The 24601-nt window shown below is 72.8% G+C and carries 23 protein-coding genes; 12 read left to right on the top strand and 11 right to left on the bottom strand.

What is annotated here, in order from left to right; translation table 11 throughout:
* Window positions 1–37: 37 nt before the first annotated feature.
* From cseB to ASC82_RS25515, 5 genes are all read right to left on the bottom strand, one after another.
* Complete coding sequence (gene cseB, locus ASC82_RS25535) at window positions 38–736, bottom strand: two-component system response regulator CseB (RefSeq protein ID WP_056652634.1); 699 nt, start codon at window positions 734–736, stop codon at window positions 38–40.
* A gap of 66 nt (window positions 737–802) precedes the next feature.
* Complete coding sequence (locus ASC82_RS25530; protein WP_242427815.1) at window positions 803–1393, bottom strand: hypothetical protein; 591 nt, start codon at window positions 1391–1393, stop codon at window positions 803–805.
* Between the two features lie 212 nt (window positions 1394–1605).
* On the bottom strand, window positions 1606–2178 hold the full coding sequence (locus ASC82_RS25525; RefSeq protein ID WP_056652628.1) for a SigE family RNA polymerase sigma factor: 573 nt from the start codon (window positions 2176–2178) through the stop codon (window positions 1606–1608).
* 158 nt (window positions 2179–2336) lie between these two features.
* A complete protein-coding gene (locus ASC82_RS25520) occupies window positions 2337–3263 on the bottom strand; it encodes an A/G-specific adenine glycosylase (protein ID WP_242427779.1) in 927 nt (308 codons plus the stop codon).
* 32 nt (window positions 3264–3295) lie between these two features.
* Window positions 3296–3991: a phosphatase PAP2 family protein gene (locus ASC82_RS25515; RefSeq protein WP_056652625.1), complete on the bottom strand. Its 696-nt coding sequence runs from the start codon at window positions 3989–3991 to the stop codon at window positions 3296–3298.
* A 224-nt stretch (window positions 3992–4215) separates the two neighbouring features.
* On the opposite strand from ASC82_RS25515, the gene ASC82_RS25510 reads away from it, so the two are divergent.
* On the top strand, window positions 4216–5103 hold the full coding sequence (locus tag ASC82_RS25510; protein WP_079039476.1) for a hypothetical protein: 888 nt from the start codon (window positions 4216–4218) through the stop codon (window positions 5101–5103).
* 42 nt (window positions 5104–5145) lie between these two features.
* On the opposite strand, the gene disA is transcribed toward ASC82_RS25510, so the two are convergent.
* Together disA and radA are read right to left on the bottom strand one after the other, a co-directional pair.
* Window positions 5146–6270 (bottom strand): DNA integrity scanning diadenylate cyclase DisA, encoded by a 1125-nt coding sequence (gene disA / locus ASC82_RS25505; protein ID WP_056652622.1) that lies wholly within the window; start codon window positions 6268–6270, stop codon window positions 5146–5148.
* Between the two features lie 152 nt (window positions 6271–6422).
* Entirely contained in the window at window positions 6423–7844 is a 1422-nt protein-coding gene (radA, locus tag ASC82_RS25500) for a DNA repair protein RadA (protein ID WP_056652619.1), read from the bottom strand.
* A 172-nt stretch (window positions 7845–8016) separates the two neighbouring features.
* On the opposite strand from radA, the gene ASC82_RS25495 reads away from it, so the two are divergent.
* Window positions 8017–9888: a sigma-70 family RNA polymerase sigma factor gene (locus tag ASC82_RS25495; protein WP_056652616.1), complete on the top strand. Its 1872-nt coding sequence runs from the start codon at window positions 8017–8019 to the stop codon at window positions 9886–9888.
* A gap of 17 nt (window positions 9889–9905) precedes the next feature.
* Here ASC82_RS25495 and ASC82_RS25490 read toward each other — a convergent pair whose 3' ends face one another.
* The gene (locus ASC82_RS25490; protein ID WP_056652613.1) at window positions 9906–10781 is read right to left on the bottom strand and encodes a hypothetical protein; all 876 of its coding nucleotides are present in this window, start codon (window positions 10779–10781) and stop codon (window positions 9906–9908) included.
* Between the two features lie 41 nt (window positions 10782–10822).
* On the opposite strand from ASC82_RS25490, the gene ASC82_RS25485 reads away from it, so the two are divergent.
* The 4 genes from ASC82_RS25485 to ilvD all read left to right on the top strand — a co-directional run bounded on the left by ASC82_RS25485 (window position 10823) and on the right by ilvD (window position 15292).
* Window positions 10823–11755 carry a Ppx/GppA phosphatase family protein gene (locus ASC82_RS25485; RefSeq protein WP_079039475.1) on the top strand — a complete coding sequence of 311 codons (933 nt, stop codon included), beginning with the start codon at window positions 10823–10825 and terminating at the stop codon, window positions 11753–11755.
* Window positions 11756–11876: 121 nt separating this feature from the next.
* On the top strand, window positions 11877–12713 hold the full coding sequence (locus ASC82_RS25480; protein ID WP_079039541.1) for a sugar phosphate isomerase/epimerase: 837 nt from the start codon (window positions 11877–11879) through the stop codon (window positions 12711–12713).
* Window positions 12710–13321 carry a TetR family transcriptional regulator gene (locus ASC82_RS25475; protein ID WP_056652608.1) on the top strand — a complete coding sequence of 204 codons (612 nt, stop codon included), beginning with the start codon at window positions 12710–12712 and terminating at the stop codon, window positions 13319–13321. The genes ASC82_RS25480 and ASC82_RS25475 overlap by 4 nt, the downstream gene beginning before the upstream one ends.
* Before the next feature lie 117 nt (window positions 13322–13438).
* Window positions 13439–15292, top strand: coding sequence for a dihydroxy-acid dehydratase (gene ilvD, locus ASC82_RS25470; protein ID WP_056652605.1), 1854 nt, complete (start codon window positions 13439–13441; stop codon window positions 15290–15292).
* 112 nt (window positions 15293–15404) lie between these two features.
* On the opposite strand, the gene ASC82_RS25465 is transcribed toward ilvD, so the two are convergent.
* Complete coding sequence (locus ASC82_RS25465; RefSeq protein ID WP_056652603.1) at window positions 15405–17570, bottom strand: serine/threonine-protein kinase; 2166 nt, start codon at window positions 17568–17570, stop codon at window positions 15405–15407.
* Between the two features lie 158 nt (window positions 17571–17728).
* Between ASC82_RS25465 and ASC82_RS25460 the strand changes: the two genes are divergently transcribed.
* From ASC82_RS25460 to proC, 5 genes are all read left to right on the top strand, one after another.
* A complete protein-coding gene (locus ASC82_RS25460) occupies window positions 17729–18052 on the top strand; it encodes an SH3 domain-containing protein (RefSeq protein WP_199862609.1) in 324 nt (107 codons plus the stop codon).
* Window positions 18053–18087: 35 nt separating this feature from the next.
* Complete coding sequence (locus tag ASC82_RS25455) at window positions 18088–18612, top strand: hypothetical protein (RefSeq protein ID WP_056652596.1); 525 nt, start codon at window positions 18088–18090, stop codon at window positions 18610–18612.
* A gap of 70 nt (window positions 18613–18682) precedes the next feature.
* Entirely contained in the window at window positions 18683–19537 is an 855-nt protein-coding gene (locus ASC82_RS25450) for an ABC transporter ATP-binding protein (protein ID WP_056652592.1), read from the top strand.
* Window positions 19534–20271, top strand: a complete 738-nt coding sequence (locus tag ASC82_RS25445; RefSeq protein ID WP_056652590.1) for an ABC transporter permease — start codon at window positions 19534–19536, stop codon at window positions 20269–20271. Before ASC82_RS25450 ends, ASC82_RS25445 begins: the two co-directional genes overlap by 4 nt.
* A gap of 85 nt (window positions 20272–20356) precedes the next feature.
* Window positions 20357–21166 carry a pyrroline-5-carboxylate reductase gene (gene proC, locus ASC82_RS25440; protein WP_056652587.1) on the top strand — a complete coding sequence of 270 codons (810 nt, stop codon included), beginning with the start codon at window positions 20357–20359 and terminating at the stop codon, window positions 21164–21166.
* A gap of 19 nt (window positions 21167–21185) precedes the next feature.
* Here the strand turns inward: proC and ASC82_RS25435 are convergent, their stop codons facing one another.
* On the bottom strand, window positions 21186–21788 hold the full coding sequence (locus ASC82_RS25435; RefSeq protein ID WP_056652585.1) for a cysteine hydrolase family protein: 603 nt from the start codon (window positions 21786–21788) through the stop codon (window positions 21186–21188).
* Between the two features lie 45 nt (window positions 21789–21833).
* Here ASC82_RS25435 and ASC82_RS25430 point away from each other — a divergent pair, with 45 nt between their 5' ends.
* Window positions 21834–22877, top strand: a complete 1044-nt coding sequence (locus ASC82_RS25430) for a helix-turn-helix domain-containing protein (protein ID WP_056652582.1) — start codon at window positions 21834–21836, stop codon at window positions 22875–22877.
* Here ASC82_RS25430 and trpS read toward each other — a convergent pair.
* Window positions 22844–23842 (bottom strand): tryptophan--tRNA ligase, encoded by a 999-nt coding sequence (gene trpS, locus ASC82_RS25425; protein WP_056652579.1) that lies wholly within the window; start codon window positions 23840–23842, stop codon window positions 22844–22846. The genes ASC82_RS25430 and trpS overlap by 34 nt on opposite strands.
* Window positions 23843–24601 lie beyond the last annotated feature (759 nt).

Below are 24601 nucleotides of genomic sequence, written 5' to 3'. Positions count from 1 at the left end.
GCCGCTCCCTGATCCGGCCTGATCGACAAGACACCCCCTAGCCCTTGAGCTTGTAGCCGAAGCCCCGGACCGTCTCGATCCGGTCCTGGCCGATCTTGGCGCGCAGTCGCTGCACGTGGACGTCCACGACCCGGGTGTCGCCGCCCCAGCCGTAGTCCCAGACCCGCTCCAGGAGCTTGTCCCGGGACAGCACGGTGCCCGGCGCCGACGAGAACTCCAGGAGGAGCCGCATCTCGGTCGGGGTCAGCGCCACCGGCGTCCCGTCCTTGCGGACCTCCATGCCCTCGGTGTCGACCTCCAGGTCGCCGAAGGCGAGCAGCCCGCCGCCGTCCGCCGCGTCGTCCCCGCGCTCGTCGGCGCCGCCCGCGTGCCCGAAGCGCCGCAGGACGGCCCGGATGCGGGCCATGAGGACGGAGCCGTCGAAGGGCTTCGTGACGTAGTCGTCGGCCCCGGCCTCCAGGCCGAGGACGACGTCGATCGAGTCGGCGCGCGCCGACAGCATGATCACGGGCACGGTCGACTCGTCGCGGATGCGGCGGCAGAGGCTGACGCCGTCCATGCCCGGCAGCATCACGTCGAGGAGGGCGATGTCCGGCCGCTGCGCCCGGAAGGCGTCCAGGCCGGAGAGCCCGTCGGGCATCGCGGTGACCCGGAAGCCGTCCCGCTCCAGGGCGAGCTGGGTGGCCTCACGGATGACGTCGTCGTCCTCGACGAACAGGACATGTGTTTCGGCCATCGTGCGCGCCCTTCGGGGTTCTCTGCCGGTGCTCGGTCGTGCGGTGGTCGGGGTGCGGCGGGCGCCTCAGCTCGGGGAGGGCTCGCTCGGCGCCGGCTCCACGGCGGCCTCGCCGTCCCCGACGGCGCGGCTGTAGTCGTTGTGCACCCAGTCGTGCTGGGTGAACCTGTTCCCCGACCAGCGGTACGTGATCACGTCCTCGCCCGAGGGATACGCGACCGGGTCGCCCTTCGCGTACACCTGCTTGGTGACGACCAGGTCGCCCCGGTCGATCGTGGCGTAGACCGCGGCGTCCTCCGCCATGAACACGTTCTCGTACCGGTTGCTCTGCTTCCGGTAGACGTACGTGCCGATGCCGACCGCATCACCGCAGGTCATCACGTTGACGACGACGTCGGGAGCGGCGCTGCCCGTGAGATTGCCGTAGGAGGCGTCCACCGGATAGGCGTCCGCGACGCACGGCTTCAGATCGTCCTTGAGCCGCTCGCCGATCTTCGGGTCGGCCTTGAGCAGCGCGATCGGATCCACCCGCTCGGCGGACTGCGGACCGCTCGGGGCGGCGGGGGAGGAGGGGCTGGGCGCCGCCGCCGCGGTCTCGTCGACGCGGGCAGCGCCCTCGTCGCGGGAGCCCGTGCCGCCGGTGGAGCAGGCGGCCATGGACAGCCCGACGGCGACGAGCCCGGCCACCGCCGTGATGCTCGCCGCCTTGGCCGTACGGTGCGGGCGGCGCCGCCCGGTGCCGTACCGGTCGTCGCCGCTCGTCCCGCCGCCGTGCACTCCACGGCCGTGTTCTCTGCCGCCGTGCACTCCGCCGCCGTGTTCTCCGCCGTCGTCGGATCCGGCTTCTCTACCGTCGTCGGATTCGGCGTCTAGGCCGCGCACCGCCCCCGCCCCCCTTCGTCACCTCGTACTGCCGTCCGCTCTCCCGTCCGGCCCAGGGCGCGGGCGTCGAGGTCGCGGCTCTCCAGCTCCTGGCGGAGCCGGGCCAGCGCGCGGTGGAGCGTCGACTTCACCGTACCCGTCGACATCCCGAGCGCCGCCGCCGTCTCCTCCGTGCTCATCTGCTCCCAGTGACGCAGGACGACGACGCTGCGCTGCTTCGGGGCGAGGACCTTCAGGATGTCCATGAGGAGGGCCCGGTCGGCGTGCTGCTCGGTCGGGTCGTCGACGCTCGCGTCGGGAAGCTGCTCGGTGGGCACCTCTTCGAGCTTGCGGGAGCGCCACCACTCGGTACGGGTGTTGATCATGACCCGGCGCAGGTAGGCGTCGGCGAGGGACTTGTCGGCGATGCCGTCCCAGCGGCCGTACGTCCGCGCCAGCGCGGTCTGGAGGAGGTCCTGGGCGTCGACCGGGTCGGGGACGAGACGACGGGCACTCCGCAGCAGCGCGTCCTGCCGCGTGCGTACGTACTCCTCGAAGTCGAGCACCTCTCCGTGCCTCATCCGAACCGCCTCCATCCCCGTGACCAGCCATTTCCTCGTGTCGTGGACGACGCTACGGAGGAGTTGTCACGGGGTTGTGCGGGGCAGCCGTCGGTGGACGCACGGCTACCCATCGGTTGTGTAACAGCGGGAACGGAAGAGGTTTGGCGGCGACCGCGTCAGGAGAGCGGCAGGCGGTAGCGCCCGTCCTCCAGCGGCTCGACCAGACCGTCCGCGACCAGGCCGTCCAGGGCCCTGGTCCGCTGCATCGGCTCGTCCCACACCGCGTCCAGGGCGTCCTGGCCGACCGGATCCGTCGATTCGCGCAGTACGGCGAGGAGCCGGCCCCGCACCTGCCGGTCCGTGCCCGCGTACGTCTGACCGCGCCGCGGCGGGCCGTCGTGCGCCGGCTTCCCCGCCAGCTGCCAGGCGCAGCGCTCGGCGATCGGGCAGCGCCCGCAGTCCTCGTTCCGCGCCGTGCACACCAGCGCGCCCAGCTCCATCGAGGCCGCGGCCCAGCGGGAGGCCGTCGCCTCGTCCTCCGGGAGCAGCGCCCGGGCGAGCCGGCGCTCGGCGGCCGTGGTCGCGTTCGGCGGGTACTGGACGCCGGTCGCCGCCCGCGCGAAGACCCGGCGCACATTGGTGTCCAGGACCGCGTGCCGCTGCCCGTAGGCGAAGGAGGCCACCGCGGCCGCCGTGTACTCGCCGATCCCGGGCAGCGCGAGCAGCTGCCCGTGGTCGCGCGGGACGTCGCCGCGGTGCCGTTCCGTTATGGCCGTCGCCGCCGCGTGGAGGCGCAGGGCCCGGCGCGGATAGCCGAGCCTGCCCCAGGCGCGCACCGCCTCGCCGGGGGCCTCCGCGGCCAGGTCGGCCGGGCGAGGCCAGCGCGCGAGCCACTGCTCGTACACCGGCAGGACCCGGACGACGGGGGTCTGCTGGAGCATGAACTCGCTGACCATCACCCCCCAGGCTCCGGCCTCGGGGCGGCGCCAGGGCAGGTCACGGGCGTGCCGGTCGAACCAGGCGAGGACGGGCCCGTGCAGCTCCGGGGGGAGAGAAGGAGGTACGGGGGCCGTGGGACCGGGGGGAGTGTCGATGGAAGTCATGGCACCCCGATCCTGGCACGTCCGCGGCGCGATCAGCGCGCGCCGTGGCGCGCGCGCTCGGACCGGTCGGCGTGCGTGGAGGCGTGCGCAACGGAGTGCGCCGCCGCGTGCGCCCTGGGGCCGCGCCCCGCGCACCACACGACGGCCGAGCTCCGGCTCGACCTGGCCGTCTCCACGAGCGACCGCACCGGCCGCTCCGCGGCCCGCATGACGACGAAGGCGACCAGGGCGCCGAGCAGCAGGCCGACGGTCACGTCGTGCGGGTAGTGCACGCCGACGAAGACCCGGGAGAACGCCATGAGCAGCGCCATGGGCACGGTCAGCCAGACCATCCCGCGCCAGGACAGGGCGAGCGCGATGGCGGCGGCGCCCGCGATGGCCGAGTGGTTGCTCGGGAAGGACCAGTCGCCGTACGGCGGGCACTCCACGAGCGCGGCCGGCGCCCCGACGACCGCGCGGCACGGCCGTTCCTCGTCGACCAGCGACTTCAGCGCCTCGCTCACCACGTAACCGAAGGCGGTGGCGAGCGGGGCGAGCAGCGCGAGCGCCATCAGCCGGCTCGATCCGTCACGGGAGCGCCACCAGCCGGCCAGGAACAGCACGCCGAAGAGCAGCAGTCCTGCCTCGGTCCACACCTCCGCCAGCCACTGGAACCAGTGCGGGGTGGAGTGGGCGAAGTCGGCGACGTCGAGGTAGAGCCGATCGGAGAGGTCGAGGAGGGAGTCCATGGTGGATGACGCTAACCGGAATTCGGGGCTCGCCGCCCCGGGCCAACGGCCAGAGCGACCCCCGACGAAAGTGGGGGGCCCGCCGGATCCCGGCGATTCCCCACCGCTTCAGGCCTGTTCCGGAAAAGTTCCCGGCCCGGACGGATGTGATCATCGGCAAAACTTGTTGCCTGGGGCGGCGGGTGGGGCGGGAGTTGGGCCGGATCTCTCGTAAGGTTCGGGTCGTGGGATCTTTGCGCAATCCGGTCGGGCCGCTTCCCTCCACCATCTACTGGCGACGGAGGGCGGTCGCGCTGTGCCTGGTGGCGGTTCTCGCCCTGCTCGCCGTCTGGGCCGTCAGCTCGGGTGACGGCGGCGGGAAGAAGGCGAACGACGCCGCCAACGGCTCGTCGCCCACACCCCCTTCGATCACCCCCGGCCCCTCCGGCACCGGTCCGGCCATCAGCCAACAGCCCGGCGGCCGCGACGAGTCGGACGAATCCGGCGAGACGTCGGGCGACGGCGGCAGCGGCGGTGACGGCGGTGACGGCGGCGGCTCCGCCGGGTCCGGTACGGACGCGGGCGCGGGCTCCGGTTCGGGCACCGACGGCGGTACGGACGCGGGCGCGGGCGGCACCGGTGGCACCGGCAAGAACGGCGACACCGACGGCGCGGGCGGCGACGGTGGCGCGGGCACCGGCGCGGGACAGCAGGTTCCGGCCAATTCTCCGCTCCCGAACTGCCCTGCCGGAGCACTCCAGTTGACCCTGCGCAGCGCCAAGCTCTCCTACGAGGCGGGAGAGAAGCCCCGCTTCCACCTCGTCGCCAAGAACACCTCGAAGGCCGGCTGCAAGGCCGACTTCGGGCCGCGCAGCGCGGTTCTGACGATCAGCGACAAGCAGGCCGACGCGGTCTGGGCCTCCGACGACTGCCCGCGCCCCGGCAACCCGCTCCTGCTGAGCGTCCCCGCGGGGGCCACGGTCACCCACACCGTGGAATGGGACCGCGGGCGCAGCGCGCCCCGGTGCGCCACCGCCCCGGCGGGCCAGGCCGGCCCCGGCACCTACCTGGTGGAGGCCACGATGGCGGGCGCGAAGGTGCCCCCGGCCTCGTTCACGCTGGCCAAGGACTAAGAGCCGGTTCCGGGCCCGTACGACACGGGCCCGGCCGCGGGATCAGACGTACCGCTCCAGGATCGACGACTCCGCCAGCCGCGAGAGGCCCTCGCGGACGCTGCGGGCGCGGGCCTCGCCGACGCCGTCGACGGTCTGGAGGTCGTCGACACTCGCCGCGAGGAGCTTCTGCAGCCCGCCGAAGTGCTCCACGAGCCGCTCGATGATCGCGCCAGGCAGCCGCGGCACCTTCGCGAGGAGCCGGTAGCCGCGCGGCGAGACGGCCGAGTCGAGGGTCTCGGGCGAGCCGCTGTAGCCCAGCGCCCTCGCCACGACGGGAAGTTCGAGCAGCTCGGTGTGGCTGAGCGCGTCGAGCTCGGTGAGCGCCTCGGCGACCGTCCGCGAGCGCTTGGCCGTCGGCTCGGGCACGTAGTCCCGGACCACCAGCTCGCGCTCCGGCTCCACGCCCGCGATCAGCTCGTCGAGCTGGAGCGACAGGAGCCGTCCGTCGGTGCCGAGCTCGACCACGTACTCCGCGATCTCGGTGGCGATCCGGCGCACCATCTCCAGTCGCTGGGCGACGGCGGTGACGTCCCGGACCGTCACCAGGTCCTCGATCTCCAGGGCGGAGAGCGTGCCGGCCACCTCGTCGAGCCGGAGCTTGTACCGCTCCAGGGTCGCGAGCGCCTGGTTGGCGCGGGAGAGGATCGCGGCCGACTCCTCCAGGACCCGGCGCTCACCGTTCACGTACAGCGCGATCAGGTGCATCGACTGCGAGACGGAGACGACCGGGAAGTTGCACTGCTTGGAGACCCGGTCCGCCGTGCGGTGGCGGGTGCCGGTCTCCTCGGTGGGGATGGAGGCGTCCGGGACCAGCTGCACACCGGCGCGGTGGATCTTGGTGATGTCCTTGTCGAGGACCAGCGCGCCGTCGAGCTTGCACAGCTCGCGCAGGCGCGTCGCGGCGAACTCGACGTCCAGCACGAAGCCGCCGGTGCACATCGAATCGACCGTTTTGTCCAGGCCGAGCACGATGAGACCGCCGGTGTTCCCCCGGAGGATCCGCTCCAGGCCGTCGCGCAGTGCGGTGCCAGGGGCGACCGCGCTGAGGGCGGCACGCATCAGCGCTTCATTGCCGGAGCCCGCGCCGGACTTCCCGGGAGCTGTTGCCCCGTCCTTCGCTGCCACTGCACTCCTCCGGCTCGTACGGATGGGCGAGACCAGGGCAAAGTCTAGCGACACCACCCCGCCACCCTCCGCCGCGCGCCGGTCAAGGGTGCGCCGGAAGGCCCGCGAGGGACCCCGTTGTGCCCCCTCGCCTACCCCTCAGCATCCCTTGTCTACCCCTCCGCGCCCTTCGCGCCCTTCGCGCCCTCCGCGCGGGGCGCGCGGCGGCCGCGCGGCAGGACGCGCAGGGCGTCGCCCATGTCGGCGACCTCTGTCACCTTCATGCCGGCCGGGACCTTGCCCGGGTCCGGCGGGACCAGCGCGTGCGTGAAGCCCAGCCGGTGCGCCTCGGCCAGCCGGCGCTGGACGCCCGTCACCCGGCGGACCTCGCCCGCGAGCCCGACCTCGCCGATCGCGACCAGGTTCTTCGGCAGCGGGGTGTCGCTCGCCGCGGAGGCGAGGGCGAGCGCGATCGCCAGGTCGGCGGCGGGCTCGGAGAGCTTCACGCCGCCCACGGTCGCGCTGTAGATGTCCCGCTTCCCCAGCGCGCTGATCCGGCCCCGCTGCTCCAGGACCGCCAGCATCATCGAGACCCGGGAGGTCTCCAGGCCGGAGACGGTCCGGCGCGGGGAGGGGATCTGGGAGTCCACGGTCAGCGACTGCACCTCGGCGACGAGCGGCCGGCGGCCCTCCAGGGTGACCGTCAGACAGGTGCCCGGCACGGCCACGTCACGCCGGGTCAGGAAGAGCCCGGACGGATCGGCCAGGCCCGTGATGCCCTCGTCGTGCAGCTCGAAGCAGCCGACCTCGTCGGTCGCCCCGTACCGGTTCTTCACGCCCCGGACCAGCCGCAGCCGCGCGTGCCGGTCGCCCTCGAAACTCAGGACGACGTCGACCAGGTGCTCCAGGAGCCGGGGCCCCGCGATGGCGCCGTCCTTGGTGACGTGGCCGACGAGGAGCGTGGACATGCCCCGCTCCTTGGAGGCCCGGATGAGGGCTCCGGCGACCTCGCGGACCTGCGCCATGCCGCCGGGTGCGCCGTCGATCTCGGGGGAGGCGACGGTCTGCACCGAGTCCATGATCAGCAGCGAGGGCTTCACGGCGTCGAGGTGGCCGAGGACGGCCGACAGATCGGTCTCGGCCGCCAGGTAGAGGTGGTCGCTGAGGGCGTTGATCCGGTCGGCGCGCAGCCGGACCTGGCTCGCGGACTCCTCGCCCGTGACGTACAGCGTGCGGTGCTCGTCGCTCGCCGCCTTGGCCGCCACGTCGAGCAGGAGCGTGGACTTGCCGACGCCGGGCTCGCCGGCGAGCAGCACGACGGCGCCGGGCACCAGGCCCCCGCCGAGGACCCGGTCCAGCTCGTCGACGCCGGTCGAGCGGGCGGTCGCCTGCCGGCCGTCGACCTGCCCGATGGGGAGGGCGGCGGTGGAGACCCGGCCGGCCGCGGTCGTCCGCACCGCGGGCGCGCCGTACTCCTCCACCGTCCCCCAGGCCTGGCACTCGGGGCAGCGGCCGAGCCACTTGGCCGTCTGCCATCCGCACTCGGTGCAGCGGTAGGACGGCCGGTCCTTGGCGGTTTTCGTACGGGCAGCCATGGTCCACACCGTAGCCGCCCCCACTGACAGCGAGGGTCAGGCCCGCGCCCCTCCCCTTTCGAGTGACGGAATGTGAGGTTCCTGTCCCCCTTCGAGCGATAGCTTCACCCGTAAGAATGAGAAGTGTTCAACCGGTACGAAGAGTGCCTCCCGCCCTGCCTACGGTCGCCCCGTGACGAGCAGCAGGCTGGATCCCCCCACACGCACCACCGGCGCACACCGGGCGCTCCGCGGCGCCGCGGAGCAGGGACCGCGCACGCTCGGCCAGCGGCCCCCCGCCCGCTACGAGGCCGCCCTCGACGGCCTCTACACGTACTGCCTCTCCGTGCTCTGCGAGCACGACACGGCCACCGCGGTCCTCGGCGACGTCCTCGCCGTCGCCGAGCGCCACCACGGCCGCTGCCCCTCCGACGAGGAGGGCCGTACGGCCTGGCTGTACGCGCTCGCCCGCTGGGCCTGCCTGCGCAGCCTCGGCGAGCAGCGCCGCAAGCGCCAGGGCGCCCACACCGGCCGCCCCGCCGTCACCGCGCCCGAGCCGCCCCCGGTCTCCGAGGAGACCGCCGAGCGCCGCCGCGCCGAACTGGCCCGCCTCGCCTGGCCCGAGGCCGCCGGCACCACCCCCGAGCAGCGCGAGGCCCTGGAGCTCGCCGTCCGGCACGGCCTGAGCCACCGCCAGGTCGCCGCCGTGCTCTCCCTCGACCCGCTCGCCGCCCGCGAACTCCTCGCCACGGCCGCCTGCGAGGTCGAGCGGACCCGCGCCGCCCTCGCCGTCGTCGAGACCGGCAGCTGCCCCACCGTCGCCCGGCTCACCGGTGACCACCGGGTGCTCCTCTCCGCCGCCCTCCGCGCCGAACTCGTCCGGCACGTCGACGACTGCCCCCGCTGCCGCAGGGCCGCCGAGCGGGTGGGCGCCACCGGCCCCTGGCCCGGCGCCGGGTCCCTCCCGCCGGACCGCCTGCCGCTCGTCGAGGCGCCCCGGGCCGCCGCGTACATGGCGATGCTGCACGTCCCGCGCGCGCGTGCCGGTGCCCCGCGCTTCGCGCCGACCGGCTTCCCCCTGGACCCGAAGGACCACACGGCCCGCCGCGACCGGCTGCGGGCCCGCGCGGTGACGACCACCGTCGTCGCGGCCGTCGTGGCCGCCCCGGTCCTCGCCCTGTGGACCTCGTACCGCGGCGCGCCGGTGGCCGACGAGGGCGGCAGGGACGGGACCAGGATCAGCGCGCGCGAGGCGGACGAACCGGTGGACGCGGACGGCCGCCCGTACGACCGCTACGAGAACGCGGGCAACGCCCGCACCACCCCCGAGCCCCGCTTCACCCGCGGCAGCCGTGCCCCCGACGTCTCGGTCGAGGTCGTCAGCCCCGGCGGCCCCACGGGCCCCGCGGGTCCCTCCCGGCCCGGCGAGCCCGCCCCCGGCTGGCTCACGGTCGGCGCGCGGAGCAGCGGCGACCTCACGATGCTCACGCTCACCGCCGACGGCGGCTCGCCCGTCGCCTGGTCCCTGTGGACGGACGCCCCCTGGCTGTACGTGACCCGGGCCTCCGGCACGCTCCGCCCCGGCGAGACGGTCACGATCGTCGTACGCGTCGACCACGGGCGCGAGCCCTCGGGCGCGTGGAGCGCCCGCGTCGGCGTGAACCCCTCGGGCGCGGTCGTCAGGATCAACGGGCAGGGGCAGACGGCCCCGCCGCAGGTCACGCAGCCGGGCACGCCGCCACCGACGACGACCGACCCGACCACGCCGCCGACGAGCCCGCCGACGTCGCCACCCACCACGGAGCCGACGACTCCGCCGACGACCGAGCCGACCACGCCCCCCACGACACCACCGACATCACCGCCGACGACGGAGCCGACGACTCCGCCGCCGACGACCGAGCCGACCATGCCCCCGCCGACGACCGAGCCGACCACACCTCCGCCGACGACGGAGCCGACCACACCTCCGCCGACGACCGACCCGGGCACGACGGACCCGGGCACGACGGACCCGGGCACGCCCCCGCCGACGACGGACGATCCGCCGCCGTCCGGGCCCTGATCAGAAGGGGGACGTCCTTACGAGACCGGGTCCGCAGGGTGCGGCGCCACCAGCGGCAGCTGCGAGGCCAGCCGCGCCTCGCACAGCCCGACCAGGACGTCGTACGCCTCCTGGCCCATCATCTCGGTCAGCTCCGGCCGGTACGTGACGTAGACGGGCTCGCCGGCCCCGTGCGCCGAGGTGGCCGAGGTGCACCACCAGTGCAGGTCGTGGCCGCCCGGACCCCAGCCCCGGCGGTCGTACTCGCCGATCGACACCTGGAGGACCTTGGTGTCGTCGGGCCGCTCGATCCAGTCGTACGTCCGGCGCACCGGCAGCTGCCAGCACACGTCCGGCTTGGTCTCCAGCGGCTCCTTGCCCTCCTTGAGGGCCAGGATGTGCAGCGAGCAGCCCGCGCCGCCCGCGAAACCGGGACGGTTCTGGAAGATGCAGGACCCCTCCCAGCGGCGGGTCTGCCGGTCGCCGTCCTCGTCGAGTTGCACCCAGCCCGAGTCCGTACCGACGTCGTGGAACTGCCACAGCTCCGGCGTGAGCCGGGCCACGTGCGACGCGACCCGCTTCTCGTCGTCGTCATCGGAGAAGTGCGCGCCCAGCGTGCAGCAGCCGTCGTCGGCCCGGCCCGCCTGGATCCCCTGGCAGCCGCTGCCGAAGATGCACGTCCAGCGCGAGGTCAGCCAGGTCAGGTCGCAGCGGAACACCTGCTCGGCGTCGGCCGGGTCGGGAAACTCGACCCACGCCCGCGCGAAATCCAGCCCCTTCTCGTCCGGCTCCACGCCCTTGCCCCGCTTCGTGACGCCCTTCACTGCCTTACCGGCCTTGTGGGCCTTGTCGGCCTTCACACCCGTCTCGCCGCCGCTGGTTTCGCCCGGCTTCGCCTTCTTCGTCTTTGGCACAACACCAAGCGTATGCGGGTCGGAGCAGTAGCGTTCCGCCCATGAGACTCGGAGTCCTCGACGTCGGTTCGAACACAGTGCACCTGCTGGTGGTGGACGCCCACCCCGGCGCCCGCCCCCTGCCCGCCCACTCCCACAAGGCGGAGCTGCGGCTCGCCGAGCTGCTCGACGAGCGGGGCTCGATCGCGCCCGACGGCGTCGAGCGGCTCATCGCGACCGTCCGGGACGCGCTCCTGGCCGCCGAGGACAAGGGCTGCGAGGAGGTGCTGCCGTTCGCGACCTCCGCGGTGCGGGAGGCGACCAACGCCGACGCCGTCCTCGCCAAGGTCAAGGACGAGACCGGCGTCGACCTCCAGGTCCTCACCGGCGACGAGGAGGCCCGGCTCACCTTCCTCGCCGCCCGACGCTGGTTCGGCTGGTCCGCCGGCAAGCTGCTCCTCCTCGACATCGGCGGCGGCTCCCTCGAAGTCGCGTACGGCATCGACGAGGACCCGGACACGGCGGTCTCCCTGCCCCTCGGCGCGGGCCGGCTCACCTCGGGCTGGCTGCCCGGCGACCCGGCCGACACCGCCGACGTGAAGGCACTGCGCCGGCACGTCCGCGCGCAGATCGCCCGTACGGTCGGCGAGTTCAGCCGCTTCGGCCGCCCCGACCACGTCGTGGCCACCTCCAAGACCTTCAAGCAGCTCGCCCGGATCGCCGGCGCGCCCGGCTCGGGGGACGGCCTCTACGTCCAGCGCGTGCTGTCCCGCAAGTCCCTGGAGGAGTGGGTCCCGCGCCTCGCCGCGATGACCGTCCCCGAGCGCGCGGCCCTGCCGGGCGTCTCGGAGGGCCGCGCCCCGCAGCTCCTCGCGGGCGCGCTCGTCGCGGAGGGCGCGATGGACCTGCTCGGCGTGGAGGAGCTGGAGATCTGTCCGTGGGCGCTGCGCGAGGGCGTGATCCTGCGCCGCCTGGACCACCTGCCGGTGGAGTAGTCCCGGGGGTTGCCCCGGAGGGGGTGCACGCGCGCGCGTGCACCCCACCACGCCGGTGGACGCCGCCCCGCGTGACCGGAAGCACCTCCCGGGCCCCCGGCCCGCCCCGTACCCTGTCGGGGTGGCAGAACCAGTGGTGCGCATCCCGGATGCGAAGGTCGCCCTGTCGACGGCCTCGGTCTATCCGGAGTCGACGGCGACGGCCTTCGAGATCGCCGCGCGCCTCGGGTACGACGGTGTCGAGGTCATGGTGTGGACCGACCCGGTCAGCCAGGACATCGAGGCGCTGCGCCGCCTCTCCGACTACCACCAGGTCCCGATCCTGGCCGTGCACGCCCCCTGTCTCCTCATCACCCAGCGCGTCTGGTCCACCGATCCGTGGGTCAAGCTCCAGCGCGCGCAGGCGGCGGCCGAGAAGCTCGGCGCGTCGACGGTCGTCGTGCACCCGCCGTTCCGCTGGCAGCGGCAGTACGCCAAGGACTTCGTCACCGGCATCTGGCGGATGGCGGACGAGACGGACGTCCGGTTCGCCGTCGAGAACATGTACCCGTGGCGGTACAAGGACCGCGAGATGCTCGCGTACGCCCCTGAGTGGGACGTCACGAAGGACGACTACCGGCACTTCACCGTCGACCTCTCGCACACCGCGACCGCCCGCACAGACGCCCTCGCGATGATCGACCGCATGGGCGACCGCCTCGGCCACGTCCACCTCGCCGACGGCAAGGGCTCCGCCAAGGACGAGCACCTGGTCCCGGGGCGCGGCACGCAGCCGTGCGCCGAACTCCTGGAGCGGCTCGCGCTCACCGGCTTCGACGGCCACGTCGTCATCGAGGTCAACACCCGCCGCGCGATGTCAGCCGCCGAACGCGAGGCCGACCTCGCCGAGGCCCTGGCCTTCACCCGTCTCCACCTCGCGTCCGCCGCGGGCCGCCCCACCCGGGTCCCGCGCCCATGACCGAACCGGCCCCGCGCCGGCGCGGCCGCCCGTCCCGTACCGGCGAGGAGAGCGGACCGGGCGCGCGCGAACGCATCCTGGAGGCGGCCCGCACGCAGTTCGCCGAGCGCGGGTACGACAAGGCCTCGGTCCGCGGCATCGCCAAGGCCGCCGGGGTCGACCCGGCGCTCGTGCACCACTACTTCGGTACGAAGGACGAGGTCTTCGCCGCGGCGATCGAGGTCTCCTTCGAGCCGGCGCTCGTCGTCCCGGCGATCCTGGGAGGCCCGCGCGATGCCATCGGCGAGCGGCTCGCGCGCTTCTTCATCGGCGTGTGGGAGAACCCCGTCAGCCGCGCCCCGCTCCTCGCGATCGTCCGCTCCGCGCTGACCCACGAGGCTGCGGCCAAGGTGCTGCGGACCTTCGTGCTCCGCCGTCTCCTGGAGCGGATCGCGGCCGAACTCGACGTACCCGACCCGAGCTTCCGCGCGGAGCTCGCCGCGTCCCACATGATCGGGATCGTGATCCTGCGGTACGTGATCGAGGTCGAGCCGCTGGCCTCGGCCGACCCGGAGGAGATCGTGGCCCAAGTGGCCCCGACGCTCCAGCGGTACCTGACCGAAGGCTGACAAGGTCCACTGACCGAAAGCTGAACACCCCGTCCGCGATGCGGACACCCTGTCCAGATCTTGGAGCGTCGGCGTACGCTCGAAGGCAAGCACACCCATCACGAGGAGCGAGCGACGATGCCCGAGCTGAGGTCCCGCACAGTCACCCACGGCCGCAACATGGCGGGCGCACGCGCCCTTATGCGCGCCTCCGGTGTACCGGGCGCGGACATCGGGCGGAAGCCGATCATCGCGGTCGCCAACTCCTTCACGGAGTTCGTCCCCGGCCACACCCACCTCCAGCCGGTCGGCCGGATCGTCTCCGAGGCCATCACGGCCGCCGGTGGCATCGCCCGCGAGTTCAACACGATCGCCGTCGACGACGGCATCGCGATGGGCCACGGCGGCATGCTCTACAGCCTGCCGTCCCGCGACCTGATCGCGGACAGCGTGGAGTACATGGTCGAGGCGCACTGCGCCGACGCCCTGATCTGCATCTCCAACTGCGACAAGATCACCCCCGGCATGCTGATGGCCGCCCTGCGCCTCAACATCCCGACGGTCTTCGTCTCCGGTGGTCCGATGGAGTCCGGCCGCGCGGTCCTGGTCGACGGCACCGTCCGCACGCTCGACCTGGTCGACGCGATGTCCGACGCCGTGAACCCCAAGATCTCGGACGAGGACATGCTCCGGATCGAGGAGAACGCCTGTCCGACCTGCGGGTCCTGTTCCGGCATGTTCACCGCCAACTCGATGAACTGCCTGACCGAGGCCATCGGCCTCTCCCTCCCCGGCAACGGCTCGCTGCTCGCCACCCACACCGGCCGCAAGGCGCTGTACGAGAACGCCGCGCGCACGGTCGTCGACATCACCCGCCGGTACTACGACGAGGACGACGCCTCCGTCCTGCCGCGCTCGGTCGCGACCCGCGCCGCCTTCGAGAACGCGATGGCGCTCGACATCGCCATGGGCGGCTCGACCAACACGATCCTCCACCTGCTGGCCGCCGCGCAGGAGGCCGAGCTCGACTACGGCCTCTCCGACATGGACGAGGTCTCGCGCCGGGTGCCCTGCCTGGCCAAGGTCGCGCCGAACGTCGCCAAGGACCGCACGTACTACATGGAGGACGTGCACCGGGCGGGCGGCATCCCGGCCATCCTCGGTGAGCTCTACCGCGCGGGCCTCCTCAACGAGGACGTCCACTCCGTCCACTCCCGCTCCATCAAGGAGTGGCTGGACGCCTGGGACGTCCGCGGCGGCTCCCCGTCGGAGGAGGCCGTCGAGCTGTTCCACGCGGCCCCGGGCTGCGTCCGCTCCGCGACCGCCTTCTCGCAGTCCGAGCGCTGGGAGGCGCTGGACGTGGACGCGGCCGGCGGCTGCATCCGCGACGCGGCCCACGCGTACTCGAAGGACGGCGGCCTCGCGGTCCTGCGCGGCAACCTGGCCGTGGACGGCTGCGTCGTGAAGACGGCCGGCGTCGACGAGTCGATCTGGACCTTCGAGGGCCCGGCCGTGGTCTGCGAGTCGCAGGACGAGGCCGTCGAGAAGATCCTGAACAAGCAGGTCACCGACGGCGACGTGGTCGTCATCCGCTACGAGGGTCCGCGCGGCGGCCCGGGCATGCAGGAGATGCTCTACCCCACCTCCTTCCTCAAGGGCCGGGGCCTGGGCAAGACCTGCGCGCTGGTGACGGACGGCCGCTTCTCCGGCGGCACGTCGGGCCTGTCCATCGGCCACGCCTCCCCGGAGGCGGCCTCGGGCGGCACGATCGCCCTCGTCGAGGACGGCGACCGGATCCGCATCGACATCCCGAGCCGCTCGATCGAGCTCCTCGTCGACGAGGCCACCCTGGCGGCCCGCCGCGAGGCCCTGAACGGCGTGTACGCGCCGAAGAACCGCGAGCGCAAGGTGTCGGCGGCGCTGCGGGCGTACGCGGCGATGGCGACGAGCGCGGACAAGGGCGCGGTCCGGGACGTGTCGAAGCTGGGCTGAGCCCACCGGACGCAGGACGGCGGGGAGCGGGCACCAGGCCCGCTCCCCGCCGTCATGTCTTCAAGGAATCACTTCTTCACTTCTTCACTTCTTCACTTCTTCGAGCACTCGCTCACCAGGACTCGGGCTCGCGCGCGTCGACCGCGAAGACGGACCCGTCGGGCGCCGTCCCGAAGACCCGGTCCCCGGCGACCAGCGGCTCGGGAACCATGGGCGCGTAGCCGAGCCGCCCGTTCCGCAGGCGCGGCCGGGTCTGGCCGATGAGCGCCCCGCGCTGGGTGTTGACGGCGAGCAGCCGCCCGTCCTGGACCGAGAAGTAGAGGCGGTCGTCGCCCCCGAGGACCGGTACGGAGACGTTTCCGGCGCCCGTCTCCAGCTCCCACACCACACGCCCCTTCGCCGCCGCGGTGTCGAAGGCGGTGAGGTGCCCGTTCGCGTCGAGGATGTGGACGACCGAGCCGCGTACCGCGACGCCCCTGACGTCGATCCGGTGGGGCAGGGACAGTCGCCGCACGGAGTCGGCCGAGCCGTCGGGGCCCACCAGGACCAGACCGTCGATCAGCGGGTCCTGGTAGTGGTCGGCGAGGACGAGCGATCCGTCGCCGGTGCGGCCCAGCGGGGCGAGCTCGCCCTCCAGGTTCCGCTGCCAGACGACCTCGCCGGTCCGGGGACGGACCGTGCCGACCCGCGTGGTCGACCCGTCCGCCGAGGGCTCGGCGACGGACAGCAGCCCGGAAGGAGCGTCGTAGGCACCGAGCTGCGGGACCGCGAAACCGGTCAGGCCGTGCCGCCAGAGCTCCTTCCCGCTGACGCTGTCGAGGGCCCGGAGCCCGCCCCGCCCGTCGGACAGGAGCACGGCGCTGCCGGCCGCCCGGTACAGCTCGGGCGCGCCCTCGGTCTCGCCGGCGCTCCAGCCGGGGGCGCCGCCCCCGACCGCGTACGCCCGCAGCGGGCCCGTGGGCGCGGCGGCGCCGACGAGGCCGTCGGCCAGGAGGGCGGGGGCCGTCGGGGTCTCCGAGTCGATGGGTGTCGTCCGCGACCAGAGGACCTTCCCCGTGACGGGGTCGAGCCGGGCGATCCCGACGCCCCGGGCCACGCAATACAGCGCGCCGCCGCCGTGCGCGCAGGCCGGGGCGGCCGTGGGGCCCCGCTCCTGGAGCGACGTCCGCCAGCCCGCGAAGGCCGTGGCCACCTCGTCCGGGCGGGTCGGCGTCTCCGGCCTGCCGTCGGCGGGCGTGCTCAGTGCCCCGTACAGCCCGGCGCCGGTCAGCGCGAGCACGGCGGCGAGGGCGGCGGTCAGCCGCGGCCGGATCCGCGGCCGCCGGCGGCGCGGGGGAGCCACGGTGGTCGCCCGGACCCGGGTGTCCGCGTCCCAGGCGGGGGAGGCGCCGGGCTTGCTCTCCGGGAGGGTGGGCCGCCGCCGCTGCGCCGGTATGAAGGCCTCCGCCTCGTACGAGGGCGGCAGCAGCCCCGACATGATCTCGGCGGGGGTCGGCCGCCCGGCGGGATCCTTGGAGAGGCAGCGCGCCACGAGCGGCGCCAGCTCCTCCGGGACGCCCGTCAGATCCGGCTCGTCGTGGACGACCTGGTAGGCCACGATGTACGGGCTGTCGGAGTCGAACGGGCCGTGTCCGGTCGCCGCGTGCACGAGGACCGAGCCCAGCGCGAAGACGTCCGCCGCGGGCCCGACCTCGCGCGGCCGCTGGAACTGCTCCGGTGCCATGAAGGGCGGCGAGCCGATGAGCTTGCCGGTCTCGGTGTGCAGGTCGCTGTCGACGGGCCGGGAGATGCCGAAGTCGATGACCTTGGGGCCGGTGTCGGTGAGCAGGACGTTGCTGGGCTTGAGGTCCCGGTGCACGACCCCGGCGCGGTGGATGTCGCGCAGCGCCTCCGCGAGCCCGGCGGTGAGCCGGCGCAGCTCGGCGGGGGACAGGGGACCGTTCCGCTTCACCTGGTCGGCGAGGGTCGGCCCGGGCACGTACAGCGTGGCCATCCAGGGGCGTACGGCATCGGGGTCGGCGTCGACGACCGGCGCCGTGAAGGCCCCGCTCACCCGCCGGGCGGCCGCGACCTCCTGGCGGAAACGAGCCCTGAACTCGGGGTCCTCCGCATACCGAGCGTGCACGACCTTGACCGCGAGCCGCAGGCCGGAGGCCGAGGCGGCGAGGTGGACGACTCCCATGCCGCCGGACCCCAGACACGCCTGGAGGCGGTAGTCGCCCGCGTACTCGGGCCCCTCCGCATCCCGGTCGGCACCGGTACTGCGCAACGGTGGCATCGCCCACCCCCGTGTGATTCCCCGTCACATCGCGCGCGTGCGCGACCCGACGGAGCCTAGTCCATGGTGCCCGCGATGTCGGAGGGGCTTGCTAGCCTGCGCGTCGCAGAGAGTGAAACTCGGCGTAGCGCTTTTTTGCGCCAATGGGGGAGGACACGATGGGAACCGAAGACAAGCAGGCCACTGCGGACCCGACGGCGTCGGCGGACGTCCTGGCGACGACGGCGAGTGCGGTGAAGCGGTACGCGCTCGCCCCGGGCTACCGGGTCAACGTGCGCTCGGGCCCGAGCACCCAGTACTCGATCGTCCGGTCGCTCGCCGCCGGCTCCACGGTGCCGATCTACTGCCAGAAGCCCGGCGAATGGATCAACGGCCCGTACGGCACCACCAACCTCTGGGACAACATCGCCCCGGGCGAGTACATCTCCGACTCCTACGTGCAGACCGGCAGCGACGGCTACGTCGCACCGCGCTGCGCCTGAGGCCCTCCTCCGCCGCTCCGGGGATAATCGACCTCGTGAGCGACGAAGAGCAGACCCCCGGTACGGAGCAGACCCCCAGCGCGACGGCGGGCGGCCCGCAGCCCGAGGAGATCCGTTTCTTCGGCACGACCTGGGTCGACCACACCGGGCACTACGCGCTGCGCCGCGTCGGCGTGGCCGCCGGCTCGCTGGCCGCCGCCGTCGCGGCCTGCTTCGTGCTGCGCTTCGCCTACCAGGGCCTGGAGATCGCGGACATCGGCGGCTTCGTGAACATGCTGGTCGTCGTCATGTTCGCGGTCTGCAGCGCCATCGCCTTCCGCAAGACCTGGGAGGGCTTCACCCGGCGGCCCACCGACCCCGGCCGTGAGGAGTCGCTGCGCAGCCTGAAGGCGATCGGCTTCATCGGCTCGCTCCTCGCCTACTTCCTCCGCTGCTTCACCGAGGCGCCCGGCGAGAAGCTGCGCCGCACGGAGTACGAGACGTCCCGCGCCCAGTACGAGAAGCGCCGCGGCACCCGCACGGGCAACCCTGCCGCCCGCAAGAAGCCCAAGCGCAAGTAGCCGCACCCCGCCCCCCGTCACCCTGTCCGGATGCTTGACGGCCGGCACCCCCAGGAGCACTATTCATCACATGGTGAATTACCCGACGGGTGCGACGGGCGCGACCGAACCGGCCCACGCAGCCGACAACACGACCGACACCGCCGCCGCCGTCACCGCGCACTCCCTCACCGCCGTCCGCGGCGAGCGCACCGTCCTCCGAGGCCTCGACTTCACCGTCCCGGCCGGCCGCATCACCGGCCTCCTCGGTCCCTCCGGCTGCGGCAAGACCACCCTCATGCGCGCGATCGTCGGCACCCAGGCCAAGGTCGGCGGCACCCTCCAGGTCCTCGGCCGCCCCGCGGGAGACCCCGACCTCCGCTCCCGCATCGGCTACGTCACCCAGGACCCCTCGGTCTACGACGACCTCACCGTCCGCCAGAACCTCGACTACTTCGCCGCCGTCCTCTACCCCGGCCGCGCCCACCGCCACGACCGCCGCACCGCCGTCGACCGGGCCATCACCGACGTCGACCTCACCTCACACGCCGACGCCCTCGCCGGCCGGCTCTCCGGCGGCCAGCGCAGCCGCGTCTCCCTCGCCGTCGCCCTCCTCGGCACCCCCGAACTCCTCGTCCTCGACGAACCCACCGTCGGACTCGACCCCGTCCTCCGCCGCGACCTGTGGAACCTCTTCCACCAGATCGCCGCCGACCGCGGGACGACGCTCCTCGTCTCCTCCCACGTCATGGACGAGGCCGAACGCTGCCACCGCCTCCTCCTCATGCGCGAGGGCGAGATCCTCGCCGAGGACACCCCCGAAGCCCTCCGCCACCGCAACGACACCGCCACCGTCGAAGAGGCCTTCCTCCACCTCGTCGACGCGGCCGCCGCCCGAGCCGCCCACCCCGGCACAGGACACGCCCCCGAGGAGCCCCGCTCATGAACAGCGCCCGCACCCTCGCCACCGCCGCCCGCGTCCTGCGTCAGCTGCGCCACGACCCCCGCTCGATCGCCCTGATGCTCCTCGTCCCCTGCCTGATGCTCTTCCTGCTCCGGTACGTGTTCGACGGCAGCCCGGGCACCTTCGACAACATCGGCGCCTCCCTCCTCGGCATCTTCCCGCTCATCACGATGTTCCTGGTGACCTCCATCGCCACCCTCAGGGAACGCACCTCCGGCACCCTCGAACGCCTCCTCGCCATGCCCCTCGGCAAGGGCGACCTCATCGCCGGCTACGCCCTCGCCTTCGGCCTCCTCGCCGTCATCCAGTCCGCCCTGGCCACCGGCCTCGCCGTCTGGTTCCTCGGCCTCGACGTCATCGGCTCCCCCTGGCTCCTCCTCCTGGTCGCCCTCCTCGACGCCCTCCTCGGCACCGCCCTCGGCCTCTTCGTCTCCGCCTTCGCCGCCTCGGAGTTCCAGGCCGTCCAGTTCATGCCGGCCGTGATCTTCCCCCAGCTCCTCCTCTGCGGACTCTTCACCCCGCGCGACCGGATGGCCCCCGCCCTCGAAGCGATCTCCGACGTCCTGCCCATGTCGTACGCCGTCGACGGCATGAACGAAGTCCTCCGCCACCCCGAGATCACCGGCGACTTCGTCCGCGACGCCCTCGTCGTCGCAGGCTGCGCGGTCCTCGTCCTCGCCCTCGGCGCCGCCACCCTCCGCCGCCGCACGGCATGACCGCCCCTCGGACATCCGCACACCACCCACCCCGCCGGTGAAAGGATGACGACACGTACCCCCCTCCGGCGAGGTGAACAGAGCCATGACCCAGACCGTCGCAGTCCTCGGCACCGGCAAGATCGGTGAAGCGCTCCTCAGCGGCATGATCCGCGCCGGCTGGCGCCCCGCGAACCTCCTCGTCACCGCCCGCCGCAGCGAACGAGCCGAGGAACTCCACACCCGCTACGGCGTCGAGGCCGTCACCAACGCCGAGGCCGCCAAGCGCGCCGACACCCTCATCCTGGCCGTCAAGCCCCAGGACATGGGCCGCCTCCTCGACGAGCTCGCCCCCCACGTCGCCGCCGACCGCCTCGTCATCAGCGCCGCCGCCGGCATCCCCACCTCCTTCATCGAGGACCGCCTCACCGCCGGCACCCCCGTCGTCCGCGTCATGCCCAACACCCCCGTCCTCGTCGACGAAGGCATGTCCGTCATCTCCGGCGGCAGCCACGCCACCCCCGCGCACCTCGCCCACACCGAGGAGATCTTCGGCGGCGTCGGCAAGACCCTCCGCGTCCCCGAGTCCCAGCAGGACGCGGCCACCGCCCTCTCCGGCTCGGGCCCGGCCTACTTCTACTTCCTCGTCGAGGCCATGACCGACGCCGGCATCCTCCTCGGCCTGCCCCGCGCCCAGGCCCACGACCTCATCGTCCAGGCCGCGATCGGCGCCGCCGTGATGCTCCGCGACAGCGGCGAGCACCCCGTAAAGCTCCGCGAGGCCGTCACCTCCCCCGCCGGCACCACCATCAGCGCCATCCGCGAGCTGGAGAACCACGGCGTACGGGCCGCCCTCATCGCCGCCCTCGAAGCCGCCCGCGACCGCAGCCGCGAACTCGCCTCCGGCAACGGCTGACGCTCCCTGCCCGCCGGGGTCACCGCACCCCGGCGGAAGCCGAAGCTCCCTCCACGACATCCCGCACGGTCACGACCTTCGCGAACCGTCCCCCGTGCAGCGAGACCGCCGTGGCCTGCGAGAGCTCCTCTGCCGTCCGCGACCAGCCGAACGGCCCCTCCAGATCGAACGTGTGCATCGCATCCAGCGGGAACACCACCTCGTACCCGAGGTTCCCGCCCATCCGGGCCGTCGTCTCGTTGCACATGTTCGTCTGGATCCCGACGATCACGATCTGCCCGACACCCAGCCCGGCCAGCCACCCGTCCAGCGACGGCTCACCGTAGAAGGCCGAGTTCACCGACTTCGTCACCAGCAGCTCGGGGCCGGCCCCCTTCCCCCGTCGCTCCTCGACGAACTCCTTGAAGTCGTTCCCCACGTACCCCTTCCGCAGCGGCGACCGCGAACCCTCCAAAGAGTCGTGCCGCACGAAGGCGACCGGCCGCCCCGTCTCCTGCCACAGGTCGATCAGCGCCGCGATGTTCTCCTCCGCGGCCGGATTGTTCCGCTTCCCCCAGGACTCCTCCTCGAAGCCCTTCTGCACGTCGATGACCACCAGCGCTGCGTTCTCCGCGATCTCCATACCGACGATCCTGCCGCCGCACGGCACCCTTCCCCAGAGGGAGGAATGACGGCGATCGATGGTTTACTGCCATCCGTGGAGCCGACCCCCGCACCCCGCCCCCAGCGCATCGCCCTCCTCTCCTTCCCCGGCATCCGAGCCTTCGACGTCTCCGTCATCACCGAGGTCTGGGGCAGCGACCGCACCCCCCGCGGCGTCCCGCCCTTCGAACTCCACCGGGTGGCCGCCGACCCGCACACCCCCGTCCCCCTCAGCGGCGGACTCACCCTCTCCCCCGACCGCCCCCTCGCCTGGCTCGACGAGCTCACCGCCACGGACCTGGTCCTCGTCCCCGGCATCGAGGACCCCGACGCCGACTTCCCGGCCCCAGTCCTCGCAGCGCTCCGCCGCGCCCACACCGCGGGCACCCCCGTCGCCTCGCTCTGCGCCGGCGCCTTCGTCCTCGCCCGCGCGGGACTTCTCGACGGCCGCAGGGCCGTCACCCACTGGCACCTGGCCCAGGCACTCGCCGACCGCCACCCCGAGATCCAGGTCGAGGCCGACGCGCTCTTCGTGGAGGACACCGGCATCTGGACATCGGCCGGCACAGCCGCCGGTATCGACCTCTGCCTCCACCTCGTCCGCACCGCCCACGGCGCCGAAGCCGCCGCCACCGTCGCCCGCTCCATGGTCACCGCCCCCTTCCGCACCGGCACCCAGGCCCAGTTCATCGAGCACCCCACCCCACGCGCCGACCGCGACGCCGACGCCCTCGCCGCCGTACGCGCCCACGCACTCGCCCACCTCGACGAGCCCCACACCGTCGCCGGCCTCGCGGCCCACGCCGGCATGTCCCCCCGCTCCTTCGCCCGCCACTTCCACGCCACCACCGGAACCACCCCCCTGCACTGGCTCATCACCCAGCGCGTCGCCGCAGCACAGAAACTCCTCGAACGCACCGACCACCCGCTCCCCGAGGTGGCCCGCCGCGCGGGCTTCGGCAGCGAGGTCACGATGCGCCAGCACTTCGCCTCGCACCTCGCCACCAGCCCACGCGACTACCGCAGCGCCTTCCGTCACCCGGCGGGCAACAACCCGATCGCGCGATAGGCCCGGTCCACCAACGGCCGCGCCATCCCCCGGGCCCGCTCGGCCCCGTCCCGTAGCACCTGATCCACATGGCCCGGATCCGCCGCCAGCTCGGCATGACGCTCCCGCAGGGGCCTCAGCAGCTCGACGACGGCGTCCGCCGTGTCCTTCTTCAACGCTCCGTACGATTGATATACACCGGCCAGCTCCTCCGGGTTCCCACCCGTCGCGGCCGCCATCAGATCGAGCAGATTTGCGATCCCCGGCTTGACGTCCCGGTCGTACTCCACGTCCTGCCCGCTGTCCGTCACGGCCCGCATGACTTTCCGCCGCACGGTCTCCGCGTCGTCCAGCAGATAGACGATCCCGGCCCCGTTCGCGTGCGACTTCCCCATCTTCGACGTGGGGTCCTGAAGGTCCATGACGCGCGCACCCACCTCCGGCCGCGTCGCCCGGGGCACGGTGAAGGTGTGCCCGTACCGCTGGTTGAACCGCACCGCCAGGTCCCGGGTCAGCTCCACGTGCTGGGTCTGGTCCTCACCCACCGGTACCTCGTCGGTCCCGTACGCCAGGATGTCCGCAGCCATCAGCACCGGATACGTCAGCAACGACAGCCGCACGCCCTCGCCCGCGGCCCGCGCCGACACGCTCTTCTCCCGGTACTGGATCATCCGCCGCAGCTCGCCGTCCGTGGCCGTGCACTCCAGTAGGTAGGAGAGCCTGGCGTGCTCGTCCACATGGCTCTGCACGAACAGCGTGCAGACCTCCGGATCCAGCCCCGTGGCAAGCAGCAGCGTCGCCGCCTGCCGACTGAGCCGCCGCACCCGCCCCGGATCGTGCTCCACGGTCAGCGCGTGCAGGTCCACGACGCTGAACAGCGCCTCCGCCCGGTACTGATCGACCTCGGCCCACCGCCGTACGGCCCCGAGGTAGTTGCCCAGCGTCAGATGCCCCGTGGGCTTGACCCCGCTGAAGATCCTCGTCATCGCGTTCCTTCTCCCTCAGCTACGGGCCGCCGGCCCGACGGCCCGGCTCCCGGAGGGGGATACGCGAACGGCCGCCGAGACGGCGGCCGCTTGGTACATGCGCGAGTGTGGGCCGCCGGTCAGGCGGCCCACCACTGGGTGGTGTGCGCATGCGTAGTCATACGGAGAGGCTACGCCCGAGGCCCGGGGTTGACACGGGATTAACAGGACCGTAGTGTTCTCCGAGTTGTCCGACGTGAGCACCGACCCCGGTCGGCCCCGGACAACCATTCCGCAAGACCCACAGAAGCTGACGATGCTTTGCCGCGCCGTCTGGTTTTCCGTGCGTTTTTGCGAAATGAGGAATCCGCGTTCGAAAGACTGGACGCAAGCCGCCCGATTAGCGTCGGAGGCAGGAATTCGCTAAAGTCTCACTCGTCGGAACGGCCCAACAGCCGGAAAGACAAACCCCGCTGACTGGGGATCAGACGCCGAAAGGATCTGATAGAGTCGGAACCGCCGGAAGGGCCCGGAGCGAAAGCGAACGGGACCGGNCGGAAAGACAAACCCCGCTGACTGGGGATCAGACGCCGAAAGGATCTGATAGAGTCGGAACCGCCGGAAGGGCCCGGAGCGAAAGCGAACGGGACCGGAAAGCACCGAGGAAATCGGATCGGAAAGATCTGATAGAGTCGGAAACGAAGGAAAAGCCCGGAGGAAAGCCCGCGAGGGTGAGTACAAAGGAAGCGTCCGCACCTTGAGAACTCAACAGCGTGCCAA

Source organism: Streptomyces sp. Root431 (assembly GCF_001426585.1).
GTDB lineage: Bacteria > Actinomycetota > Actinomycetes > Streptomycetales > Streptomycetaceae > Streptomyces > Streptomyces stackebrandtii.
The sequence above is the reverse complement of the archived record's forward strand: the minus strand, read 5'-3'. Positions and strand labels throughout refer to the sequence as shown.

Excerpts from the sequence above, each read along its gene's own strand:
- cseB (WP_056652634.1), bottom strand. The coding sequence starts at position 736 with ATGGCCGAAACACATGTCCTGTTCGTCGAGGACGACGACGTCATCCGT.
- ASC82_RS25530 (WP_242427815.1), bottom strand. The coding sequence starts at position 1,393 with ATGGCCGCCTGCTCCACCGGCGGCACGGGCTCCCGCGACGAGGGCGCT.
- ASC82_RS25525 (WP_056652628.1), bottom strand. The coding sequence starts at position 2,178 with ATGAGGCACGGAGAGGTGCTCGACTTCGAGGAGTACGTACGCACGCGG.
- ASC82_RS25520 (WP_242427779.1), bottom strand. The coding sequence starts at position 3,263 with ATGACTTCCATCGACACTCCCCCCGGTCCCACGGCCCCCGTACCTCCT.
- ASC82_RS25515 (WP_056652625.1), bottom strand. The coding sequence starts at position 3,991 with ATGGACTCCCTCCTCGACCTCTCCGATCGGCTCTACCTCGACGTCGCC.
- radA (WP_056652619.1), bottom strand. The coding sequence starts at position 7,844 with ATGGCTGCCCGTACGAAAACCGCCAAGGACCGGCCGTCCTACCGCTGC.
- ASC82_RS25485 (WP_079039475.1), top strand. The coding sequence starts at position 10,823 with ATGAGACTCGGAGTCCTCGACGTCGGTTCGAACACAGTGCACCTGCTG.
- ASC82_RS25475 (WP_056652608.1), top strand. The coding sequence starts at position 12,710 with ATGACCGAACCGGCCCCGCGCCGGCGCGGCCGCCCGTCCCGTACCGGC.
- ilvD (WP_056652605.1), top strand. The coding sequence starts at position 13,439 with ATGCCCGAGCTGAGGTCCCGCACAGTCACCCACGGCCGCAACATGGCG.
- ASC82_RS25465 (WP_056652603.1), bottom strand. The coding sequence starts at position 17,570 with ATGCCACCGTTGCGCAGTACCGGTGCCGACCGGGATGCGGAGGGGCCC.
- ASC82_RS25460 (WP_199862609.1), top strand. The coding sequence starts at position 17,729 with ATGGGAACCGAAGACAAGCAGGCCACTGCGGACCCGACGGCGTCGGCG.
- ASC82_RS25450 (WP_056652592.1), top strand. The coding sequence starts at position 18,683 with ATGGTGAATTACCCGACGGGTGCGACGGGCGCGACCGAACCGGCCCAC.
- ASC82_RS25445 (WP_056652590.1), top strand. The coding sequence starts at position 19,534 with ATGAACAGCGCCCGCACCCTCGCCACCGCCGCCCGCGTCCTGCGTCAG.
- proC (WP_056652587.1), top strand. The coding sequence starts at position 20,357 with ATGACCCAGACCGTCGCAGTCCTCGGCACCGGCAAGATCGGTGAAGCG.
- ASC82_RS25435 (WP_056652585.1), bottom strand. The coding sequence starts at position 21,788 with ATGGAGATCGCGGAGAACGCAGCGCTGGTGGTCATCGACGTGCAGAAG.
- ASC82_RS25430 (WP_056652582.1), top strand. The coding sequence starts at position 21,834 with ATGACGGCGATCGATGGTTTACTGCCATCCGTGGAGCCGACCCCCGCA.
- trpS (WP_056652579.1), bottom strand. The coding sequence starts at position 23,842 with ATGACGAGGATCTTCAGCGGGGTCAAGCCCACGGGGCATCTGACGCTG.